General features: G+C 33.1%; 19 protein-coding genes. 3 read left to right on the plus strand and 16 right to left on the minus strand.

What is annotated here, in order from left to right; all coding sequences use genetic code 11:
- Nucleotides 1–2,001, minus strand: a complete 2,001-nt coding sequence (locus tag AB3U99_RS13345; RefSeq protein ID WP_400241644.1) for an RND family transporter — start codon at nt 1,999–2,001, stop codon at nt 1–3.
- A gap of 208 nt (nt 2,002–2,209) precedes the next feature.
- Here AB3U99_RS13345 and AB3U99_RS13350 point away from each other — a divergent pair, with 208 nt between their 5' ends.
- Complete coding sequence (locus tag AB3U99_RS13350; protein WP_400241645.1) at nt 2,210–2,776, plus strand: TetR/AcrR family transcriptional regulator; 567 nt, start codon at nt 2,210–2,212, stop codon at nt 2,774–2,776.
- Between the two features lie 407 nt (nt 2,777–3,183).
- Here the strand turns inward: AB3U99_RS13350 and AB3U99_RS13355 are convergent, their stop codons facing one another.
- From AB3U99_RS13355 to AB3U99_RS13410, 12 genes are all read right to left on the minus strand, one after another.
- The gene (locus tag AB3U99_RS13355) at nt 3,184–3,600 is read right to left on the minus strand and encodes a DUF1284 domain-containing protein (RefSeq protein WP_400241646.1); all 417 of its coding nucleotides are present in this window, start codon (nt 3,598–3,600) and stop codon (nt 3,184–3,186) included.
- Nucleotides 3,601–4,192: 592 nt separating this feature from the next.
- Nucleotides 4,193–4,522, minus strand: coding sequence for an alpha/beta fold hydrolase (locus AB3U99_RS13360; protein ID WP_400241647.1), 330 nt, complete (start codon nt 4,520–4,522; stop codon nt 4,193–4,195).
- 357 nt (nt 4,523–4,879) lie between these two features.
- Nucleotides 4,880–5,839 (minus strand): LacI family DNA-binding transcriptional regulator, encoded by a 960-nt coding sequence (locus AB3U99_RS13365; RefSeq protein WP_400241648.1) that lies wholly within the window; start codon nt 5,837–5,839, stop codon nt 4,880–4,882.
- A 55-nt stretch (nt 5,840–5,894) separates the two neighbouring features.
- The gene (locus AB3U99_RS13370; protein WP_400241649.1) at nt 5,895–6,035 is read right to left on the minus strand and encodes a hypothetical protein; all 141 of its coding nucleotides are present in this window, start codon (nt 6,033–6,035) and stop codon (nt 5,895–5,897) included.
- A gap of 604 nt (nt 6,036–6,639) precedes the next feature.
- A complete protein-coding gene (locus tag AB3U99_RS13375; protein ID WP_400241650.1) occupies nt 6,640–7,293 on the minus strand; it encodes a hypothetical protein in 654 nt (217 codons plus the stop codon).
- A gap of 400 nt (nt 7,294–7,693) precedes the next feature.
- The gene (locus AB3U99_RS13380) at nt 7,694–8,470 is read right to left on the minus strand and encodes a DUF817 domain-containing protein (protein ID WP_400248070.1); all 777 of its coding nucleotides are present in this window, start codon (nt 8,468–8,470) and stop codon (nt 7,694–7,696) included.
- Between the two features lie 2 nt (nt 8,471–8,472).
- Complete coding sequence (locus tag AB3U99_RS13385; protein WP_341193340.1) at nt 8,473–8,688, minus strand: helix-turn-helix domain-containing protein; 216 nt, start codon at nt 8,686–8,688, stop codon at nt 8,473–8,475.
- A gap of 10 nt (nt 8,689–8,698) precedes the next feature.
- Nucleotides 8,699–9,181, minus strand: coding sequence for a DUF2975 domain-containing protein (locus tag AB3U99_RS13390; protein WP_400241651.1), 483 nt, complete (start codon nt 9,179–9,181; stop codon nt 8,699–8,701).
- Between the two features lie 187 nt (nt 9,182–9,368).
- Complete coding sequence (locus tag AB3U99_RS13395) at nt 9,369–9,599, minus strand: hypothetical protein (protein WP_400241652.1); 231 nt, start codon at nt 9,597–9,599, stop codon at nt 9,369–9,371.
- Nucleotides 9,600–10,174: 575 nt separating this feature from the next.
- Entirely contained in the window at nt 10,175–10,837 is a 663-nt protein-coding gene (locus tag AB3U99_RS13400; protein ID WP_400241653.1) for a DUF1801 domain-containing protein, read from the minus strand.
- 21 nt (nt 10,838–10,858) lie between these two features.
- Nucleotides 10,859–11,233, minus strand: coding sequence for an iron chaperone (locus AB3U99_RS13405; protein WP_400241654.1), 375 nt, complete (start codon nt 11,231–11,233; stop codon nt 10,859–10,861).
- Between the two features lie 293 nt (nt 11,234–11,526).
- Nucleotides 11,527–12,864: an ISLre2 family transposase gene (locus tag AB3U99_RS13410; RefSeq protein ID WP_400241655.1), complete on the minus strand. Its 1,338-nt coding sequence runs from the start codon at nt 12,862–12,864 to the stop codon at nt 11,527–11,529.
- A 372-nt stretch (nt 12,865–13,236) separates the two neighbouring features.
- Here AB3U99_RS13410 and AB3U99_RS13415 point away from each other — a divergent pair, with 372 nt between their 5' ends.
- Nucleotides 13,237–13,443, plus strand: a complete 207-nt coding sequence (locus tag AB3U99_RS13415; protein ID WP_400241656.1) for a hypothetical protein — start codon at nt 13,237–13,239, stop codon at nt 13,441–13,443.
- A 65-nt stretch (nt 13,444–13,508) separates the two neighbouring features.
- On the opposite strand, the gene AB3U99_RS13420 is transcribed toward AB3U99_RS13415, so the two are convergent.
- Nucleotides 13,509–13,985 (minus strand): tetratricopeptide repeat protein, encoded by a 477-nt coding sequence (locus AB3U99_RS13420; protein ID WP_400241657.1) that lies wholly within the window; start codon nt 13,983–13,985, stop codon nt 13,509–13,511.
- A gap of 412 nt (nt 13,986–14,397) precedes the next feature.
- Between AB3U99_RS13420 and AB3U99_RS13425 the strand changes: the two genes are divergently transcribed.
- Nucleotides 14,398–14,964, plus strand: a complete 567-nt coding sequence (locus tag AB3U99_RS13425) for a non-canonical purine NTP pyrophosphatase (protein WP_400241658.1) — start codon at nt 14,398–14,400, stop codon at nt 14,962–14,964.
- A 511-nt stretch (nt 14,965–15,475) separates the two neighbouring features.
- Here AB3U99_RS13425 and AB3U99_RS13430 read toward each other — a convergent pair.
- Both AB3U99_RS13430 and AB3U99_RS13435 read right to left on the minus strand, forming a co-directional pair.
- Nucleotides 15,476–16,831, minus strand: coding sequence for a DUF4179 domain-containing protein (locus tag AB3U99_RS13430; protein ID WP_400241659.1), 1,356 nt, complete (start codon nt 16,829–16,831; stop codon nt 15,476–15,478).
- Complete coding sequence (locus AB3U99_RS13435) at nt 16,828–17,388, minus strand: sigma-70 family RNA polymerase sigma factor (protein ID WP_400241660.1); 561 nt, start codon at nt 17,386–17,388, stop codon at nt 16,828–16,830. The genes AB3U99_RS13430 and AB3U99_RS13435 overlap by 4 nt, the downstream gene beginning before the upstream one ends.
- Nucleotides 17,389–17,801 lie beyond the last annotated feature (413 nt).

Here is a 17,801-nt window from a genome sequence, read left to right on the forward strand (position 1 = left end):
TCACTTCTCCTTGTAAAAATTTGCTTTCCATGTTGTTTTCCTAATCACTTTATCAAAGATTAATAACATTGCAGGCAGGAAGAATATTACTAGAATAAACGCAAGAAATGCTCCTCTTCCAAGCAACAGTCCAATTGATGATACGATTGGGTTAGAGGATGTTAGCCATAAAATAAACCCGACGCTTGATAAAATCGATGCAGAAATTGCGATGGAAAAGATTTTTTCATCCACTGTTTTCTTTACTGCTTCCCATACTGTCATTTCTGAACGATATTCTTTATATGCGTCTGTTAAAAGAATCGCATAATCTACCGTTGCTGCAAGCTGAATGATGCTAATTAATAAATATCCTACGTAAACCAAGGTTGAGTCTGTAAAATATGGGACTGATAGATTGATCCAAACTGCTGACTGTATCGTTAGAAGCAGTATGATTGGAATGGCTATAGATTTAAATGTAAGTAATAATACAAATGCTACAGTGATAATCGTAAGGAAATTAACTAATTTATTGTCTTCCTGCACTGTATTTTTAATATCATACAATGTCACACTTTCTCCTACTGCATAAACTTCTTTGCCATAGTACTTTTCAGCAGTCTGTTCAACCTTTTCTATTAACTGAAATGCCTCTTCCCCTTCATTCTTTGTTTCTGTTTGCAGAATGATTCTACTAAAATTTTTCGAATAAAATTGTTCCGTAATAGATGTATCTAAATATTCAGGAGGTATCGCAGCACTTACTTTATTTACATATGCCACCACACTAGAAATGAGGTCTGTACGCTCTAACTCTTGTACAAGCTCCTCTTCTTTAGCAATATCTCCCTTTGGTACGAGCAATACAATTGGGGTGCTTTCTCCAAATTGTTCTTTTATTTTACTAACGTCACTTCCCGTTCTAGTTGATTCAGGCTGATCGCCAACGCCATAAGTAAAATCAGTTTGGCTTTGAGCAAGAAAGGCTGGTATGAGAAGAAGAAATACTAGAATTAAACTAATTAACCTTACCTTTAATACCGCATTTCCTACTTTTTTAAAGCTAGGAAGCAATGGTTTATGGGCAGTTTTATCAATCCATTTATGGAAGATAAGTGTGAGTGCAGGTAAGAAGACCATCACACTTATAAAACTCAATACTATCCCTTTAACTAAATTGATTCCTAAATCAGCACCAATTTCAAAATTCATAAAGGATAATGCGATGAATCCAAAAAATGTTGTTGAGGCACTTGCTGCAATGGCTGAAAAAGATTTCTTCATTGCAAGCCCCATTGCTTCTTTTGGATCTGCAACTTTCTTCCGATAATCTGAAAAACTATGAAGCAAGAAAATGGCATAATCAAGGGATACTGCTAACTGCAAAATAGGAGCAACTGATTGTGTTACAAAAGATACTTCCCCAAGGAAGAAGTTTGTTCCCATATTTATTAACACAGAAACACCTATTGCTGTTAAGAAAAACAGTGGTTCTACCCAAGAGGTAGTCGATATTACTAAAATGAGAATAATGATTGGCACTAGCATTGCAGCTGCATACATGGATTCTGTACCAGCCATCTTTTGCTGTGTGGCTGTATTAACTGATTCTCCAGCTAACGCATTTTCTTCTCCAATCAAATCATATATAGCATCTGTAATCGATACTTCTTCACCTGCGCGAATACTAAACAAAAATAGAGCTGTCTCATCCTTATAATAAGTATCAACTTCCTCTTTATTCGCCATTTCAAGAGGAGCTTTTATATCAATGACATCATCTAGCCAGGTAACATCTGATACTCCCTCAATAGCAGAAAGCCTTTCTTTAAATGCCAACGCTTCCTGAATAGTCACATTATTCATCATTACTCTATTAGTTGGAACACTTCCTTCAAACTCTTGTTCCATAATCTCCATGGAGATAGTAGATTTGGCATCCTCAGGCAAATAATCTTTCATATCATAATTGACAGATACAGTGAGGGACGCAATTGCGCATATGATTGTAACAATCATAAATACAATCGCAATGGTCTTTCGATGTTTAATAATTTTTTCTGCAATGTTAATCAGAAGTCACCCTCTCTTGCTATTTTTTCCTATACATCCTATCATTATAGAGACACCGTGTTGGCTAATCAACAAACAGTTTAACAGGATACGTGTTTTAGCCAACATATTCTTAATTACTGTTGGAGAATAACAAAAAATTAAGGAGAGCCATATGACTAATTCCAAATTAGATAGACGAAAAAAATACACAAGGATGGTGTTAAAGGATAGTCTTATTAAGCTTTTAAAAGAAAAACAAATTTCTGCCATTACCGTTAAGGAAATCTGTGAACTAGCGGATATTAATCGTTCTACCTTTTACGCTCATTTTTTAGATCAATATGACCTATTAGAAAAGATTGAAGAAGAAATCATTGAGGATATGGGCGGCTACTTAAATCAAAATAATTATGAGAAAGAAGAGGATGATCTTCAACTTCTTGAACGGATATTAGAATATTTTGTTTCCAATCATGATGTTTGCCAAACACTATTAAACGAAAAAATAGATACCTCCTTTGAAAAGAAAGTAATGGCATTTGCTCATCAATCTTTTATGCAAAAATGGAAAACGATTAACCGCTTTGAAAATGATCTTTCCAAGTATGTAAGCACCTTTACTATTAGTGGTAGTATTCATGTCATAAAAGTCTGGTCAAATAATGGCATGGACAAAACCCCAAAAGAAATGGCTGAAATAATCAATAATCTTATTAAAAATGGACTTTCAGGAGTTTAATGGATGATTTACTCCGAAAGTCCATTGAGTTTTTAGACTGTTTAAGTGCGGCTTGATGAACACCATTTTTCTCCTTGCTCCTCGTTCTTTTGGTTTTCATTCCCTTGATGAACACCATTTACTATCTTGCACCTCGTTCTTTTGGCTTTCATCGCCATAAAAAATAGCATTTTTCAATCTTCCTTTTCATCATTCTCTAGAATTATCCTATCTATTAATCTTCTATCTATTTTCTAATTCTTACAGAAATAGTATATTGTCATCTGCAAAATAGAATAGTGCAACCTCTTAAATTTCGCATTTAATGTTCTTGTAAAATATACACTATAAAATTCCAATATAAAGCAATTCTAATTATAAGATTTTGTAAAAATCAACGATAGAAATAACTGGCATTTTTGCCAGTTTCATTTCACTTCTCTTAAGCCTTTTCCTTGGTGAATTTCTTGAATGCCTTCCTCGCAAACACCGTATGAGCGCCAAGTACATGTTTCGCAAATATTGACAAGATCAGCAGGAATTATATGTTTACGAATTGAGTTTTCTATCTCTTTCCATTGTATTTTCTTATCAACTTTTAAATGTAAATTTTCCAAAATCAATGCATCTCTTTTATAAATATGGATGTCTTGACAGTGATATTTTCCTGAATTAGGGTATTTCTCACATAGATGATCAGGTCCATTTATTAGATGAATAATTGTGTCGGGATTCAATCTTAAAGTGTGGTGTAACCGGGTCATATTTTCGATATAATCAGCCGAATATCCCATCCCCCTATATCCTAATAGACATAGTAAATGATGACCTCGTAATTTATACATAAGCATCTCCCCTTTAAGCATGTTCGGATTATATGTTAACATAATAATCGAATTAGTTAACATATTGATTATATCTGATTTGGGATTCTTATGACATTATTAAGTCAAATGGAGTTTTATTCCAGTATCATATTTTGAAGCATAACGATTAACTTTCAAGAATACTTATATCAATTTCTGGTTAATTTATCCACCATGTTTTTTATTGTATTAATAACTACATCCGGCCTATCGATATAAATGGAATGACCAGAATTAGCGGCTGTAATCAATTCACTGTTGTTATTAAGATTCACTTGTTCCGTAACAAGCTGATTCCATTTTTCTTCTAATAATCTTAGTTCTTCTTCTGGTAACCCCTTAAGAACCCATTATTAATACAATACTCTTTATCTCTAACAATAACCACCAAAGGGATATTAGGAACAGGGTTTAATGTTTTCATCTTCTGAGCATCTAATTTCCAATTATTCATTACCAAATACATTGCTTTATACAAAGAGGGATTAAGTTGAAATTCTATTATTCTTTGTTGAATTTCTAATGGGAATTTCTTTTGATTTTCCGAAAGAGTTGGCTTTACTATTTTCTTTCATTCAGATGGTTCCATTAAGGAATAAACACGATAAGCTTCTAACCAATATTCATCAGAACCTACTTCATCTAATATGGGCAACTCCAAATCGTCTAATTCCTCTAAATCAACAGATGTTGAGTCTACTAAAATTATTCCGGCTACCCTATCTGGAAGAAGTCTTACGAAATGCTGGACACATAAACCACCATAGGAATGTCCTGCTAAAATTACTTTTTCCGTAATTTCAAGTTGAGTAAGTAAATCCACTAATTCATTTACTACCCTTTCTGTATTACGAGTTTCAGCTCCAATATCGCTTTCACCTAGTCCTGGTCTATGAAACATAATTACTTAATTCGTTTTACTTATAGGAAATATTACCTCGCTCCAATCGTAAAAAGAACATCCTAATCCTGTAAGTATCACAATAGGTATACGTTTATTTCCGATATGCAGCGTTTCTATTTTGTTTCCTAATACGTTTACATAGCGGATATTTTCGATTAACACTCGGTTTTCACAGCTTTAATGTCCTTTCATTATTAAATTGATTATCTATTTTCATATGTTACCATTCCAACAGAGTATTTCCTTATTTTTCTATAAAACTGTTTTAAATAATTTTTTGTATTTACTTGGATGCGTAAAATTCAATTACACTTTTAAAAAAAGAAGCTACACGAATATAGCTCTTTTTTCCACTTAAACCGTTCCTCTTTCAATAAAATGAAAAAACATTTCCTTATTGGTAATATCCTTACTAATGGCTTGGTGAAACAAATGTTTCCCCATATCCAACAGTGGAATTTCAATCGAGGAGATTTCCATCATTTTTGCAATTGGTTCATTGTGAAAACCAATGATCGCAAGTTCCTCCGGTATTTTAATCCCCTGTTTTTGGCAGCAGGTTACGATTCCCGCTGCCACTTGATCACTTGTCACGATCAAAGCTGTCGGTGGTGTATCCATATATAGGATCATATCCATAACTTTTTCTGCGTCCTCAAAATAATTACACTGATCGATTATATATTTTTCCTGGAAAGGCAGATTATTTTTTTCAAGGAACTCCTGATATGCTCTAGCCCGTAACTTACTGCTTGGACCTGTTTTTCTCCCAATACAATAGCCAATTTTTTCATGGCCTTTTTGAAATAAAAATTCCAATGTTCTCAAAAAAATCGTATATTGATTAACAAATGTGGAGGAAAATTCTTTTCCATTGACATTTTCGCATAATACAATCGTTCCATACTGCAAATATTCTTCTAAAACAGACCATTCGCACGTTCTCGAACAAATAATAAGAGAATCAATTTGCTTTTGCTTTAGCATTTGCAACGCTTCCAATTCTCTACTTTCCATATAATCTGTCTGAAATAGAACAAGCTTATAATTATTTTCCAACGCTTCTTTAGCTATTCCTTTTAATAGCAATGCAAAATATGGATGATCTGAGAAAGGAAGAACGACACCAATCATTTGCGTTTTCCCTTTACTCAAATGAACTGCATTGATATTTTGTTCATAATTACTTTCACTTATTGCCTCTAAAACAGCCGTCCGCTTTTCTTTACTTACATATGGATGATTATTAAGAACACGAGAAACAGTCGTTACAGATACTCCTGCCATCCTTGCTAAATCTTTAATATTTGTCATGCTTTCACCTTTTCAAAACCAAAATATCATCTTTACCTATACCATAAGCATACAATTACTTCTCTTCCCTGTATATACCAATGAAATAATCTTCAAAGGATTGAATCGGTGTGACGTCCATTGATTGTCCAGAGGCTTTTAAGCAAAAATAAGCTAAAAAATAAATAATAGCACAAAGTATAATTAGACTTAGCATAATTTATTTCCCCTCTTCCTAATATTTTCCTAAAGTGTAATGGATGAAACGCGTACCATGTCAATATGAAATGCTATATGGTATGGTAAAAATATATTAATATATATATGTGACCTTTATTCGTAAGTATGATATTTTTAAAAATTATGTAATTAATAGTTTTGTCATAAAATTAAAAAAAGTGCTACTCTTGATTGGAGTAACACAAATTGTCTTCCATTACTTCACGTATTTGTTGCAGACTGGGATTGTTAATTTAATTTGTAAAATCTTTTTTCTCATTTATGGCATTTTTCTCTAGCGCTACTTCTTTACTCTCTATGTACTGGTAAAGTGTAACTTCCATCAGTGGGGATTTTCTTCATGCCCCTCTAGTTAGTTAAACCATTCGAACCTTTTCGGACAGTTAACCTCCCACCTATCTTCCTCGAATTCTCACTAAGCTTGTAGGTGAGAGACTTACTGAAGTTTAAGATAAGAAAAAAAGAAATGATTATGATTTGCAAGTGTTTATAAAGTTCTTTTTCAAAATTATTTTTATAAAGATGGAAATTTAGTTACTTAAGAGAAATTAAACTTTAACCTAATAATTCCCCTTCTTCTTCTAACATTCTATTAATTTCTCTGCTATCTTTATACAATTATTCTCTGTATCAAAAATTCTAGTTCGAATATCATTTTTTGAAAGCAATACATCATTTCCCTCTTGATCGAAACAGTAAGCAATCGGGATGGAAAAACCACAATTTCTGTAAGACCCATCAGTATGACTTGTGCCAATAACTAATGCTTTTTCCCTAATGGCTATTTTTCTTGCTTCTCCTGTCCATTCTTCATATTGTTCTTCACTAAACATGCCAACACCTATTGGATTAAAAATAATCTCAACCTTTCCACTCTCTAAACCTTCTAATCCTTGAAAAATCTCTCTGCATAGTAAAAAACCGAATGATAATGTGTCATCTCTGATTTTAGATGATTTATATAACATTTCATTCTCTGGAGTTTTAGCTCTATCTAACATTATCTTTCCATAACGATTGGCAATAAATGCTCTATCCTTATTATTCTCATCTTTATAACCAGTGACAATGTATGTATGATTTTTTTTCGCTAAATTACGGACTTCCTCTAAATAATCAGCAGTAAAATAGCCCTCTGGAAATAGAATTAAATCCACTTCAGGAAAACTTTCTAATTCCACTATTAATTGTTGTAAGTTCTTTTCCATTTTTGGCTGGCTAATTAATATTTTCATTTTTTCCTCCTGATAAATTAATTGTATTCTTTTAAATTACTAATTTTTATTGCTTTAAAAACATATTACTTCTGTTCTTTAGTAAAATAAAGAATAATTTGAATATTATTAAAAGGAATGATTTTTGTAATAAATGTAATGAAAAGTTTTATCGCTAGCTTTGTTTGCTATATATTTCTTTACTCTATCATATTTTTAATAAAACATAATGTGAATGAACTTTTTGCAGCCCTTATTTTTCAAACTATTATTGGATTTTTCATTATTTTAGTCCCAACTATCATTATGGAGATTTGAAGAATTTATTCATCATCTCATTTACATCAAGGAGATTTCAGTAAAACGGACTTTTTCATCTACTATTTTATAAAATTATCATGTTACACTATTTAATAACGAATTATAAGTAACTGCTAGGCATTTTCCCCTTAACCTGCTTCAAAGTTGCCACAATAAGAAAGCTAACAATAACTAACAACAACCAGGAGCTAACCTTTCCTAAATGGACAAGGCTCCATGCATCTCTTTGGTTTGGATATTCCCATGCACTAAAATACGTAGCAATATTTTCTGCTATCCAAATAAAAAATCCAATCAATACAAAGGAAAGTGCTAGTGGCATCCGATATCTAATACCATTTACTTTGTATAATACCCAGGACTTCCAAAACACGATTATTACTAATCCTGATAAATACCATCGAAGATCAATCCAATAATGATGGGTGAAAAAATTCAAATAAATCGCAGTAGCTAGCGGGACTACAACTAAAAACGGCGGCCACTTAACTAATTCAACCTTTAATCTCCTCCAAGCCTGACATAGAAAGCTCGCAACACTTGCGTACATAAACCCACTGTACAATGGTACTCCAAAGATTTTTGTATAACCTTCTTCCGGATAAGACCAGGAGCCCATATGTACCTTAAAAAGCTCAAGTGCAAGTCCGATTAAATGGAACACTGTTATAACCTTTAACTCATCCATCGTTTCAAGACCGGTACGGACCATTGCCCACTGCATCAAGAGGCAGATAAGCAGCAGCCAGTCATATCTTGGTAACAAGGGAAGATCTATCATTTTTGTAATTGCCAAAGAAGCAAAAATAACTACAGGAAATACACAAGATAAGGCTTGTTCCCATCCAAAATAGATAAACTGCTTTAGTGCTCGCATCATTAGATTTCTCCGTCACTTCTATATTCCAATATATCGCCTGGTTGGCAATCCAACGCTTCACAAATTGCATCTAATGTTGAAATACGTATTGCTTTTGCCTTGCCATTTTTCAAGATAGAAAGATTAGCCATTGTAATTCCAACCTTTTCCGATAGTTCTGTAACACTCATTTTCCTTTTTGCTAACATCACATCAATATTTATTATAATTGCCATTTATATCACCTCAGACGATTAAGTCATTTTCTGATTTTATATCAATTGCCTCTTTTAATAGCTTTTGAAGTACTGCAGCAAAAACGGCAATCACCATCGAAGCAAAAATCAGAACCAGTCCAATTAAAATGATACCAGGAGCATCATCCACTTCTGCTATAAGGTAAAATAACGGCAAACCTAACACAAAAATGGCACTAATGGAAATGGCACAGTTTTTTATTTTCTTTAATGCTTTTACCGATAGCTCCGAGAATGCTTCATTCTTATCAATATAGTTTAACAGTTTAAATGCTTGATACAATGCAAAGTAGAAAGGAATAGCTGCTGCATAAAAATCAAGCATTATTAGATATTTTATATAAGCATTATTTGGATACAACTCAGCAGCAAATTTTCCGATTTCCGGTACTAAAAAAATGCATAATGCAAGAATGGGTACTCCAATAAGAATAACAGCAATCTTTAAAAAGAGCGTTGACACTTGTTTCATCAAAAACACCTCACTTATTTATTTCTATTTGAATTTAACACATCATTTATCGTTATACAATAAATTTTTATTAATTTATACACTTTTTTTATTGTTTTTTAACAAAAAAAAGCAAAATAAAAAGCATTTCTTATCGAAAGAAATACTTAAAAATTAGATTTATCTATATTACTTTTCAATGTGTAAGCTATCCTGTTACAAACATAAAGTCTTGGACAAATGTTGAAACTGCTCTTAAATCTACCTGATGACTTTTATACAATGCTTCTGCCTTCTTTAGTTGCTTTTTCACTTGAGGTGATATTCTTTCTGCTTCTTTTAACGAAATATCTCCAATTAACAGATCAATCGCTATTTTTCTTATGTTTTCTTCATGAGATTGATGCAAAATATAGGAAATACAACTAATTTGGTCCATCCTTACACCTCTCTAAACATATTTTTATCTATTATTCTACGTTTAGACAGAATATTCCTTCTTTTCAAGACAAAAGAATCACTTATAGGAAGGTTATTCTATTTGCATAAAAAATTCCCCTGCGGACTTTAATTATTGAAAAGCAAACACTCTATCTTTCCATTTTTATCGTCAACTACAATCGTTATATGTTTATAAATGGATGACAGTAATTTTATCCCATAATTATTTGCAATTTGATTATCTAACTCGATATTAGTAGGAAATGGAATATTGAACTCTTTTGGGTAATTTGTTTACAGAAAGTCTACTAAATCATTAACATAGAGAATAATTTGTGGTGATTTAAAGTTCATCCTATTCCCCTCCTAATTTTCGAATAGTATTGTCCTCCTGTTTATTTACCTACTATGATAAAAGAAAGATTCAACACAAATAAGCTGATATCCTCTAAAATGGGACTTTAACTATCATTTAATAGCTCTGTATATCGCATTTTCTTTGGTTCAAAGTGCAAAAAAGGAAGGTTGTACTTCTTCCGTGCGGAAACAGTACCCCCCTCCCCTTGAAGCCAATTATTGCTTGCCTACAAACTTATGTGACCCATCACAATTGGGCATTTTTTGAGATAATCCACAAATACAATCGTTTAATCCCTTCCCATTCAGCATTCTCTCCATCGCTTTTTCAATCCTTGTTACTCTAGTTTTGGATTGCTTCGGTTGAGAAAAATGTAGAATGTATGCTCTCTGTCGTCCTGGCGTCAATGTTTCAAAGGCATTTTTTAATTCAGGTATTTCTTCAAATTTCGTTTCAAGTTCTTCCGGAATGATGTATTCTTTGTGCTCTTTTATCGTTACTTCCAAACCAGATTTTTCCACTTCAATTGCTTGAAGAATATATTCTTTTATGACAGATTCCAATTTCACTATTTCCTGCAAGCTAGTAAATCGAATTTGCCTTGCTGCTTGTACATTCTCCGTTTGTTGGATTAGAATTCCTTGAGGATCTTTTAACAGAACACCTTTATGAAATAAAAGGGCACAATATTCTTTGAATCCATGTATTAACACAATGTTTTTATTGTAAAATGTGTAGCAAGGATGCATCCATTTAAATTCTTCCGTAAGCTCTTCACACTCAAGAACAATCTGTCTTAACTTCACATATTCTTCCTTCCACGGACTATCTTCACTTAAAAATTCCTCTACTGTAGGATTTATTTTCCTATTTGCCATCCAATAACACCCTTCTACATTTTACTCTTTTCTCCAAAATGTCATGTAATCTGCTTTATCAGTAATATTAAACTCGATCATTTTCTCAAGTAAGGAGAAATCAACCGGACTTTCCCACTTAATTCGTACCAACTGCTTGGTATGATCATAACCAGCTTGTACAATTGCATCAGAAAATTGGATGATTCCAGCTCTTTCAGGTGCAACTGCCAAATGATGTTTTGCAACGCTAAAGCCAATTATGTATGTATCATGATCCGTGAACATCGGCTGATTCCAGGCAATTCTCGGTACTAAATTAGGGAATTTCTCCGTTACCCACCCCAAAACTTCTTCTGTACGAGCACGATGCTCTGGATTATCAATGCCTGCTAAGTATTCTGCAAAAACTTCCATATTCATCCTCCCAAAAAATCAATTCTATTTCGATTTAGAGAAAATGGCTAAACTATACTATTTTTATCATTAATCTTACTAATTGGATATTAATTATTCAGCCATTTCAACTAACCTTATTTTTGATTCTAAGTCTATCATATCTTTCATTCATTTGGTATTCTAGTTACGAGAAGGATTGAGTCAAGTTTTTGTGGGAGTTTTTTATAGCTCCCTTTTTATAAAGTAAAACTTCTAATTTTGTATCCGTTTTCTAAATGTTTTCTTTCATCAACATTTCGTTTTTTTCTTTTTTAAAAACCTTTTAATGCCTGTAATGCAAAGTGAATGGGTTTTCCAATCGCCTGATTTAAGTATGGAATGTTCTGACGCACGGTTTCTGTTACTAATTTTGTTGATATTTTTCTGTTCGGTCGATGCTCTTTCTTTGATTTTTCCGTGGCTTTTTCCCATTTACCGAATATCGTTTGGATGGATAGGTCATCTTTTAGTCCAATCCGTAATCGCGCTATGCTCATGACCCCTTCTTTGCTCCATGCTCTTCCATTTTTTAATCGTTTGGCTAATTGATTCATCATTGCTTCTGCACTTCCCATCGGACGATAAGCTTCGGTGTTCACATCCTTCTCCTCTAACCAAATACGATAATCTTTTATTGCTTCCTGATGATGCGTCAAAAATGCAAGTAAATGCTCTAGTTTTTCTTCTTCTTCTGGTGTTTCCATTGTTCCTACTGCACTATTCAACTCTAGAAGTAATTTTTCTACCTGGTAGTTTTTTAACGCTATTTTCATGTAGCGGTATCGGGGATGGCTCTTCATTAGCTGTTTCATCGAACGAGCTACATGAAAACGATCCATGGTGAAAAAGGCGCGTTCACGAAAATACTCCCGACATGCCGTTATCCATCCTGCTCCATCGCCATTAATAATAAGCAAGGTTTGGGTAGGATCATACGCATAATTATTCTGTAAGAACGTTTCAAACGCTTCCCAAAATGCTTCTTTTCCTTCATAGAGAAAATGCCTTTTATTTCGGAGCCTGACTCGCTTTCCGTTTCCTTTCCATCCCTCGTGTACAGCGGCGAATTTCAACTCAAATCCACGCTTTTTCTTTTCTTGGCTCTTCACATATAATCCATCTACTTCGACAAACAAGACCTTTTGAAAGGGACGTTTTTCCGTAACTGGAAGCACGTTTGTTTGAAGAAGATGTTGCCGTAATGCTTCGTGGCTCATCGCCGAATAGCCTAAAAACTGTTCTAAGGTTTCCACAGCCTTTCGATAGGAGGAACCATTCGTCGCTAATTCTAACCCCCATTCTTCTAGTAGAGGACTAAATCCTTTATTCCCTTGAAATTGTAAATATTGATCTAATAAACAAACATATTTTTTTGTCACACGATCGAAATAATAATTACGCTTCAGCTCCACTGCTCCAAAGGCTGTCTCTAATCGTATATCTCGTTTATCTCGTAAAGCAAATCTTCTTTTATCTCGTTGCTGGGCAATCTCTAAATCCCAATTTTCTAATGTTTGAACAAGGATTTCTTGAAACGTATTTTGTAGCGTTCGAAATAAAGTTTTTTCCAATTCTTTTAATGATGGTAATTTTATGTTACATTCATTCATGAGAGCCGCTCCTTTTCGTAGTGTTTTAGGCAAACTCTACTTTACAAAAGGAAGCTCTCTTTTTTAATGCTTAATTTTTTCCAGCTACCGCGCTCTCGCTTGGTGGCCTTTTTGTATAGTTGGGGGACTCGTCCCCCAACTATACAAAAAGGATATTTATTCCCCCACAAACATTTTACTCATACTACGAGAAGATAAGATTCACCATTCTAATATATTTTTGAGTAAATATTAAATGGAGAGCATCCTAACTTTTCTCCCAAAAATCCAATAAAAATAATATCTGGAGGTACACATGCACACTAAAAAAATTGTGACTTCATATACTCTAATGGCGTAAAGGAAAAGAAATTAGATATAGTAGATGATTATATGATAAAGTACCATGCTAATGGGAAAACGATTTGGTCTAAAGGAAAGGTTATAGATGATACACCTGATGGCTATTGGGAATGGTATCGTTTAGATGGGACTATAAAGCGTTCAGGCTACTTTAACATGGACGATCCTGTTGGGGAATGGGTCACTTATGACAGCAAAGGTCAAAAATACAAAACCACCAATCGGGATAAAAAATAGGCTTAACATTAAAACTCGTTAAACCAAACTTCCCTATTTTATATCAAGATAACTATATTTAGCGTTTATAATTTGTTAATATAGTTATCCAATGCAAAGCTATATCTTTCTAAATCAGTAGTTTTCACTTGGCGCATAATTGCTCTTAATACCGTCTTCATACCCTCTGACTCCTTATTTGCGTTATGTAAGGTTATTCCAAGGAACATGGAGATGGAGAGTAGGTGAGGAAAACGTGTTTCAGCTTCAGTTAGAACACTGAGTGCATCCTGTAATTTCCCTACATTATTTAAGGAGCTCCCTAATTGTAATAATGCATAAGCTTCCCATTCAGCTTTTAATCCCATTCGGAGAGCTTCTTCATATAGAGGTATCGCTTTAATCTCTTGTCCTAAATAATCATAGACATTCCCAAGTTCAAATTTAGCTCTTGCCGAATTTGGATACTTTTTAACGATGTCTGAAAAATAATGAAGAAGTTGGTTCTCGTCATTTTTAAATAACCAACCATTTTCTACAAGCATATCAAAATTCCCATCCATTTTTACACTCCTTTCCAAGCATACTGTAACCTTTAAACTTAGAAATATACAGCACATATACCGAAGTAAAGTAATACCGAAACAATGATAAACGCTGAAAAAAATATCCCTTTACTCAAGCTAGTACAGTTTTTCATCCATCCCCATCTCTTTTTATTAACATCAAGCCAAAAACAATCTATGAGAACAGCCAAACCTATAATTTATAATCACGATAATCGGATTCATTCTTCTCCCCTCCTTCATTACCATTATATGAAAAGTCACTCCTTTTTAATCTGATCCAAAAGTTATTTGGTCATTTAGTTGAAATCTCCTCTTTTTCCCTCCTAATTTTGTTATATTAAATAATAAGAATAGAAATAAGATTTAATATGACGATTATTATTGAGCATAAGGAGAAACTTTTCAAATGAAGGAAATTGTATTTGTAACGACCAACAAAGGCAAAATTGCATCGGCAGAGAAGGAATTAAAAAATATTAAAGTAACGCCGATACAGGAAGAGTTAAGTGAGCCACGAACAGATGATATTAAAGAAATTGCTAGACAAAAAGTCTTGCAAGCATATGAAATCGTTAAGCAACCATGCATCGCTTTAGATTCCGGCTTTTTCATCGAAGAATTAAATGGTTTTCCAAGAGCTTATGTAAATCATATGCTAGATACAATCGGTATTAATGGGGTATTGAAATTATTAAAGGACGAAGCGAATCGTGCTTGTGAATTTAGGTCTTGTTTAGCCTACTATGATGGAGAACAAATAACGTTCTTTGAGAGTAAATCACAAGGAACTATTTCTGAAAAAATAAGAGGATTAGATAATGATAAAAAATGGTCTGATCTTTGGTACATATTCATTCCAAAAAATTTTGATAAAACACTTGCCGAATTTACGGAAGATGATTTTCATAGTTATCAAGAAAGGAAAGAAGAATCATGTATTAGTAAATTTGGTAAATGGTTTGAAGGATTATGATGAAAATTTCCAACCTATTTTTTAAGAGGCTGGGACAAAACTAAATAGCCAACCTGTAAAGACGAACAATCCTTAATTTAGCTCTTAAATAAAGGCTACTTTTTTCATGCTAGTTATTTATGATTTTAAATATAGTCAGTGTAAAAACTAATTCGTATTTAAAGATTGTTTTTCTATAAACTATTATGGAAATAGAAAAAATTTATTAATTGGAAAGACGGAGCAGCCTGAATACACGTAGACTCCTATGGGAGCTGCGAGAAAGTCCGAGACCCTGCAGGAGCGTGAGCGACGAAGCGGCTCGGCGCTCGCCCCATGGAAAGCGAAGTGTATTTTAGGCTGCGGATAATAACACCATCTTTACTGAAACAGTCTATTATAAACTAATATAAACCCGAACAATCATATGGAAATATCGTATAGTTGTTCGGGTTTAACTATGGCTGGAATACTTATGTCCCAGCCTCTTTTCTTTTCTAAATAACATATCGTAAAGTATTTACATATTGGATTATTTTAATGGAACTTCAATTTCTAAATCTTTCAATATTTCAGGAGCTTCTTCTTTCGTATATTCAATCGTTAGTCCTTTTTGGGGAATATTCATAAATTCTTCTTCGACAATATAATGATCCTTCTCTTTAAAGGTTATGGATGTATTAGCCCCATAATATACTTTGCCCAAATGATCCTTTAATGTAAAATAGTTCGAATGTAGAACAGGAAATTGGCTATTTAATTCATAGGTTAACTTCATTACATTGCCCGTATATTTAACTCCAATAATATTGATTTTTCCCAATTCCCCTAAATCTAGTTTAGTATCCTTCCCTCTAAATGGTTTTTCTATTGGATTATAAGTCAAATTAATATTGGCGATCATTGGTTGAATAGTCACGTAATCTGTATTTTTTTCATCTAACCCTTCAAATGATTCCTGAATAGAATCCATCACTTCCATATTATCCTTTTTTGTGCTTCCTATAAAACCGTCAAGTGAAGGTACTACTTCTCCCTCATTTGTGATTAATTGGAACATTAAAATTTTATCGTCGTTTTCCGTCAGCGGACGTTTAAAGCTCATATTTACTACTGTAGTGATTGGCGTTCTTTTTAGTTCCTTTACTGTAAATTCGCTCTCCTTGCTTTGTCTAGTAATCATCGGAGCAATCGTTTCTACCTTTTCCGTTTTGATAAGTTTAAATTCAAATTGAAAGATTTCATACTTTCCATTTATTACTACTGCATAATAGGGATGAACTTCAATTTCCTTTGGTAAATCCTTATGTTTAAAGAAATTTACTGTTCCAATCCCTGCTACTTTATTGGCAGACACCATTTCATAATTGCCAGCCTCTGTTAACTTTCCCATAGGTGCTCTTGCTTCTTCCTTAAAAGAAACATTAAAATTATCAATCTGATAATCTCTAATTGGTTCCTTTGATTCCACTATATAACTAAAGGAGATTCGTTCCCCATCATATATTGCTTCTTCTATCGTCATTTCTACCTCATTACTTTTTGAAGTAGCAATAATAGTTGATACTAATTGGCTGTCCTTCCCTTTCTTTAATCCTCCATCACCGTATGCTTTGAAAATAGATTCAATAAAAGGGATAGATGAGAGTGTGTTTGCAAGAGTTGGTGATAATTTTGCAAAAGTTAGCAGCATGGAAATAAATAAACAAAAAATAATAGCAGCTACGATATGCTTTTTATATAAAACGATTATGTTAGGACGACTAGATTTCTCTTCCTTCAGATTTTTCACTTCTAACAAAACTTTTTGTCTGTCCCTTTCAGAAAAGTGAACATCCTTCATAACATTTCCTAGTGTCTCTTTAATGAATTTGGAATCATTCTTCATCTGAACTCCTCCTTATTTAGAACTGGTAATAGATTTTTTCTGCCTCTCCTCAATCTCGTTTTAGCAGTATTCTTTGAGATTTGTAGAATATCTGCAATTTCATTAATATCTAGCTCCTCATAGTAATATAAGAGGATTATTTCTGCATATTTTGGTGGAAGACTTAAAATTATATTTTTCAGTTCCGCCTGCATCGTTTGATACATTACTTCCTCTTCTGGTGACGGCATAGTATCACTCTTATGATTGATATCTTTCTTAAATAAGATAAACCGCCTAGAATAGGCACTTTTTACATGATCCTTACATTTATTGATTGTAATACGGTAAAGCCATGTTTTTAATTTAGCTTCTCCTTTAAACGTCTTTAAATGGGTATAACACTTAATAAAAACAGTTTGCACAATGTCTTTTGCCGTTTCACTATCTTTAACATATGTATAGGCTAATCTTGTCAGTTCATCTCCATACAAAATCATAATTTCTTCTAACAGTTCATCTAATTCATTCTCCTCTAGCTCTCTTAATAAGGAATGTTCTAGTCTTTTAGATATCACTACTTCCCCCCCCCTTTTCAGATTCGCTAGTTAGACGATATGGATTTACTATAAGATTCACTTTTTATCGTTATTATTTTCCTCCATAATTATAGCACCCTAAATCTATCTTCATTTGAAATAATTTGAAAAATAAAAAAACTGAATTCCTAAATGAATTCAGCCAATTATTTAGAACCTACATTTTGATATCTATAAACATATCTTGTTTGAGATAGAAAATTGGTCTTGTTATGAATGACTAATCGTTAAAACAAAAAATAGGTAAAATAAAATCTTCACTAATGTTGGAAGCGCTTCGAATATCATATACATTCTCCTATCCTATTCGATTATCTAATATATAATATGAAGCGACCAAAATTATGTAAACGCTTTCTAAGTGTAACTAAAATAAAATCAAATACTTATGT

Origin of the sequence: Niallia tiangongensis (assembly GCF_044704065.1) — a bacterium.
Lineage (GTDB): Bacteria > Bacillota > Bacilli > Bacillales > Cytobacillaceae > Niallia > Niallia tiangongensis.

Bases quoted from the DNA above. Each gene is read 5' to 3' on its own strand.
- AB3U99_RS13345 (WP_400241644.1), bottom strand. From the start codon at position 2,001: ATGATTGTTACAATCATATGCGCAATTGCGTCCCTCACTGTATCTGTC.
- AB3U99_RS13350 (WP_400241645.1), top strand. From the start codon at position 2,210: ATGACTAATTCCAAATTAGATAGACGAAAAAAATACACAAGGATGGTG.
- AB3U99_RS13355 (WP_400241646.1), bottom strand. From the start codon at position 3,600: ATGTATAAATTACGAGGTCATCATTTACTATGTCTATTAGGATATAGG.
- AB3U99_RS13360 (WP_400241647.1), bottom strand. From the start codon at position 4,522: ATGTTTCATAGACCAGGACTAGGTGAAAGCGATATTGGAGCTGAAACT.
- AB3U99_RS13365 (WP_400241648.1), bottom strand. From the start codon at position 5,839: ATGACAAATATTAAAGATTTAGCAAGGATGGCAGGAGTATCTGTAACG.
- AB3U99_RS13370 (WP_400241649.1), bottom strand. From the start codon at position 6,035: ATGCTAAGTCTAATTATACTTTGTGCTATTATTTATTTTTTAGCTTAT.
- AB3U99_RS13375 (WP_400241650.1), bottom strand. From the start codon at position 7,293: ATGAAAATATTAATTAGCCAGCCAAAAATGGAAAAGAACTTACAACAA.
- AB3U99_RS13380 (WP_400248070.1), bottom strand. From the start codon at position 8,470: ATGCGAGCACTAAAGCAGTTTATCTATTTTGGATGGGAACAAGCCTTA.
- AB3U99_RS13385 (WP_341193340.1), bottom strand. From the start codon at position 8,688: ATGGCAATTATAATAAATATTGATGTGATGTTAGCAAAAAGGAAAATG.
- AB3U99_RS13390 (WP_400241651.1), bottom strand. From the start codon at position 9,181: ATGAAACAAGTGTCAACGCTCTTTTTAAAGATTGCTGTTATTCTTATT.
- AB3U99_RS13395 (WP_400241652.1), bottom strand. From the start codon at position 9,599: ATGGACCAAATTAGTTGTATTTCCTATATTTTGCATCAATCTCATGAA.
- AB3U99_RS13400 (WP_400241653.1), bottom strand. From the start codon at position 10,837: ATGGCAAATAGGAAAATAAATCCTACAGTAGAGGAATTTTTAAGTGAA.
- AB3U99_RS13405 (WP_400241654.1), bottom strand. From the start codon at position 11,233: ATGGAAGTTTTTGCAGAATACTTAGCAGGCATTGATAATCCAGAGCAT.
- AB3U99_RS13410 (WP_400241655.1), bottom strand. From the start codon at position 12,864: ATGAATGAATGTAACATAAAATTACCATCATTAAAAGAATTGGAAAAA.
- AB3U99_RS13415 (WP_400241656.1), top strand. From the start codon at position 13,237: ATGATAAAGTACCATGCTAATGGGAAAACGATTTGGTCTAAAGGAAAG.
- AB3U99_RS13420 (WP_400241657.1), bottom strand. From the start codon at position 13,985: ATGGATGGGAATTTTGATATGCTTGTAGAAAATGGTTGGTTATTTAAA.
- AB3U99_RS13425 (WP_400241658.1), top strand. From the start codon at position 14,398: ATGAAGGAAATTGTATTTGTAACGACCAACAAAGGCAAAATTGCATCG.
- AB3U99_RS13430 (WP_400241659.1), bottom strand. From the start codon at position 16,831: ATGAAGAATGATTCCAAATTCATTAAAGAGACACTAGGAAATGTTATG.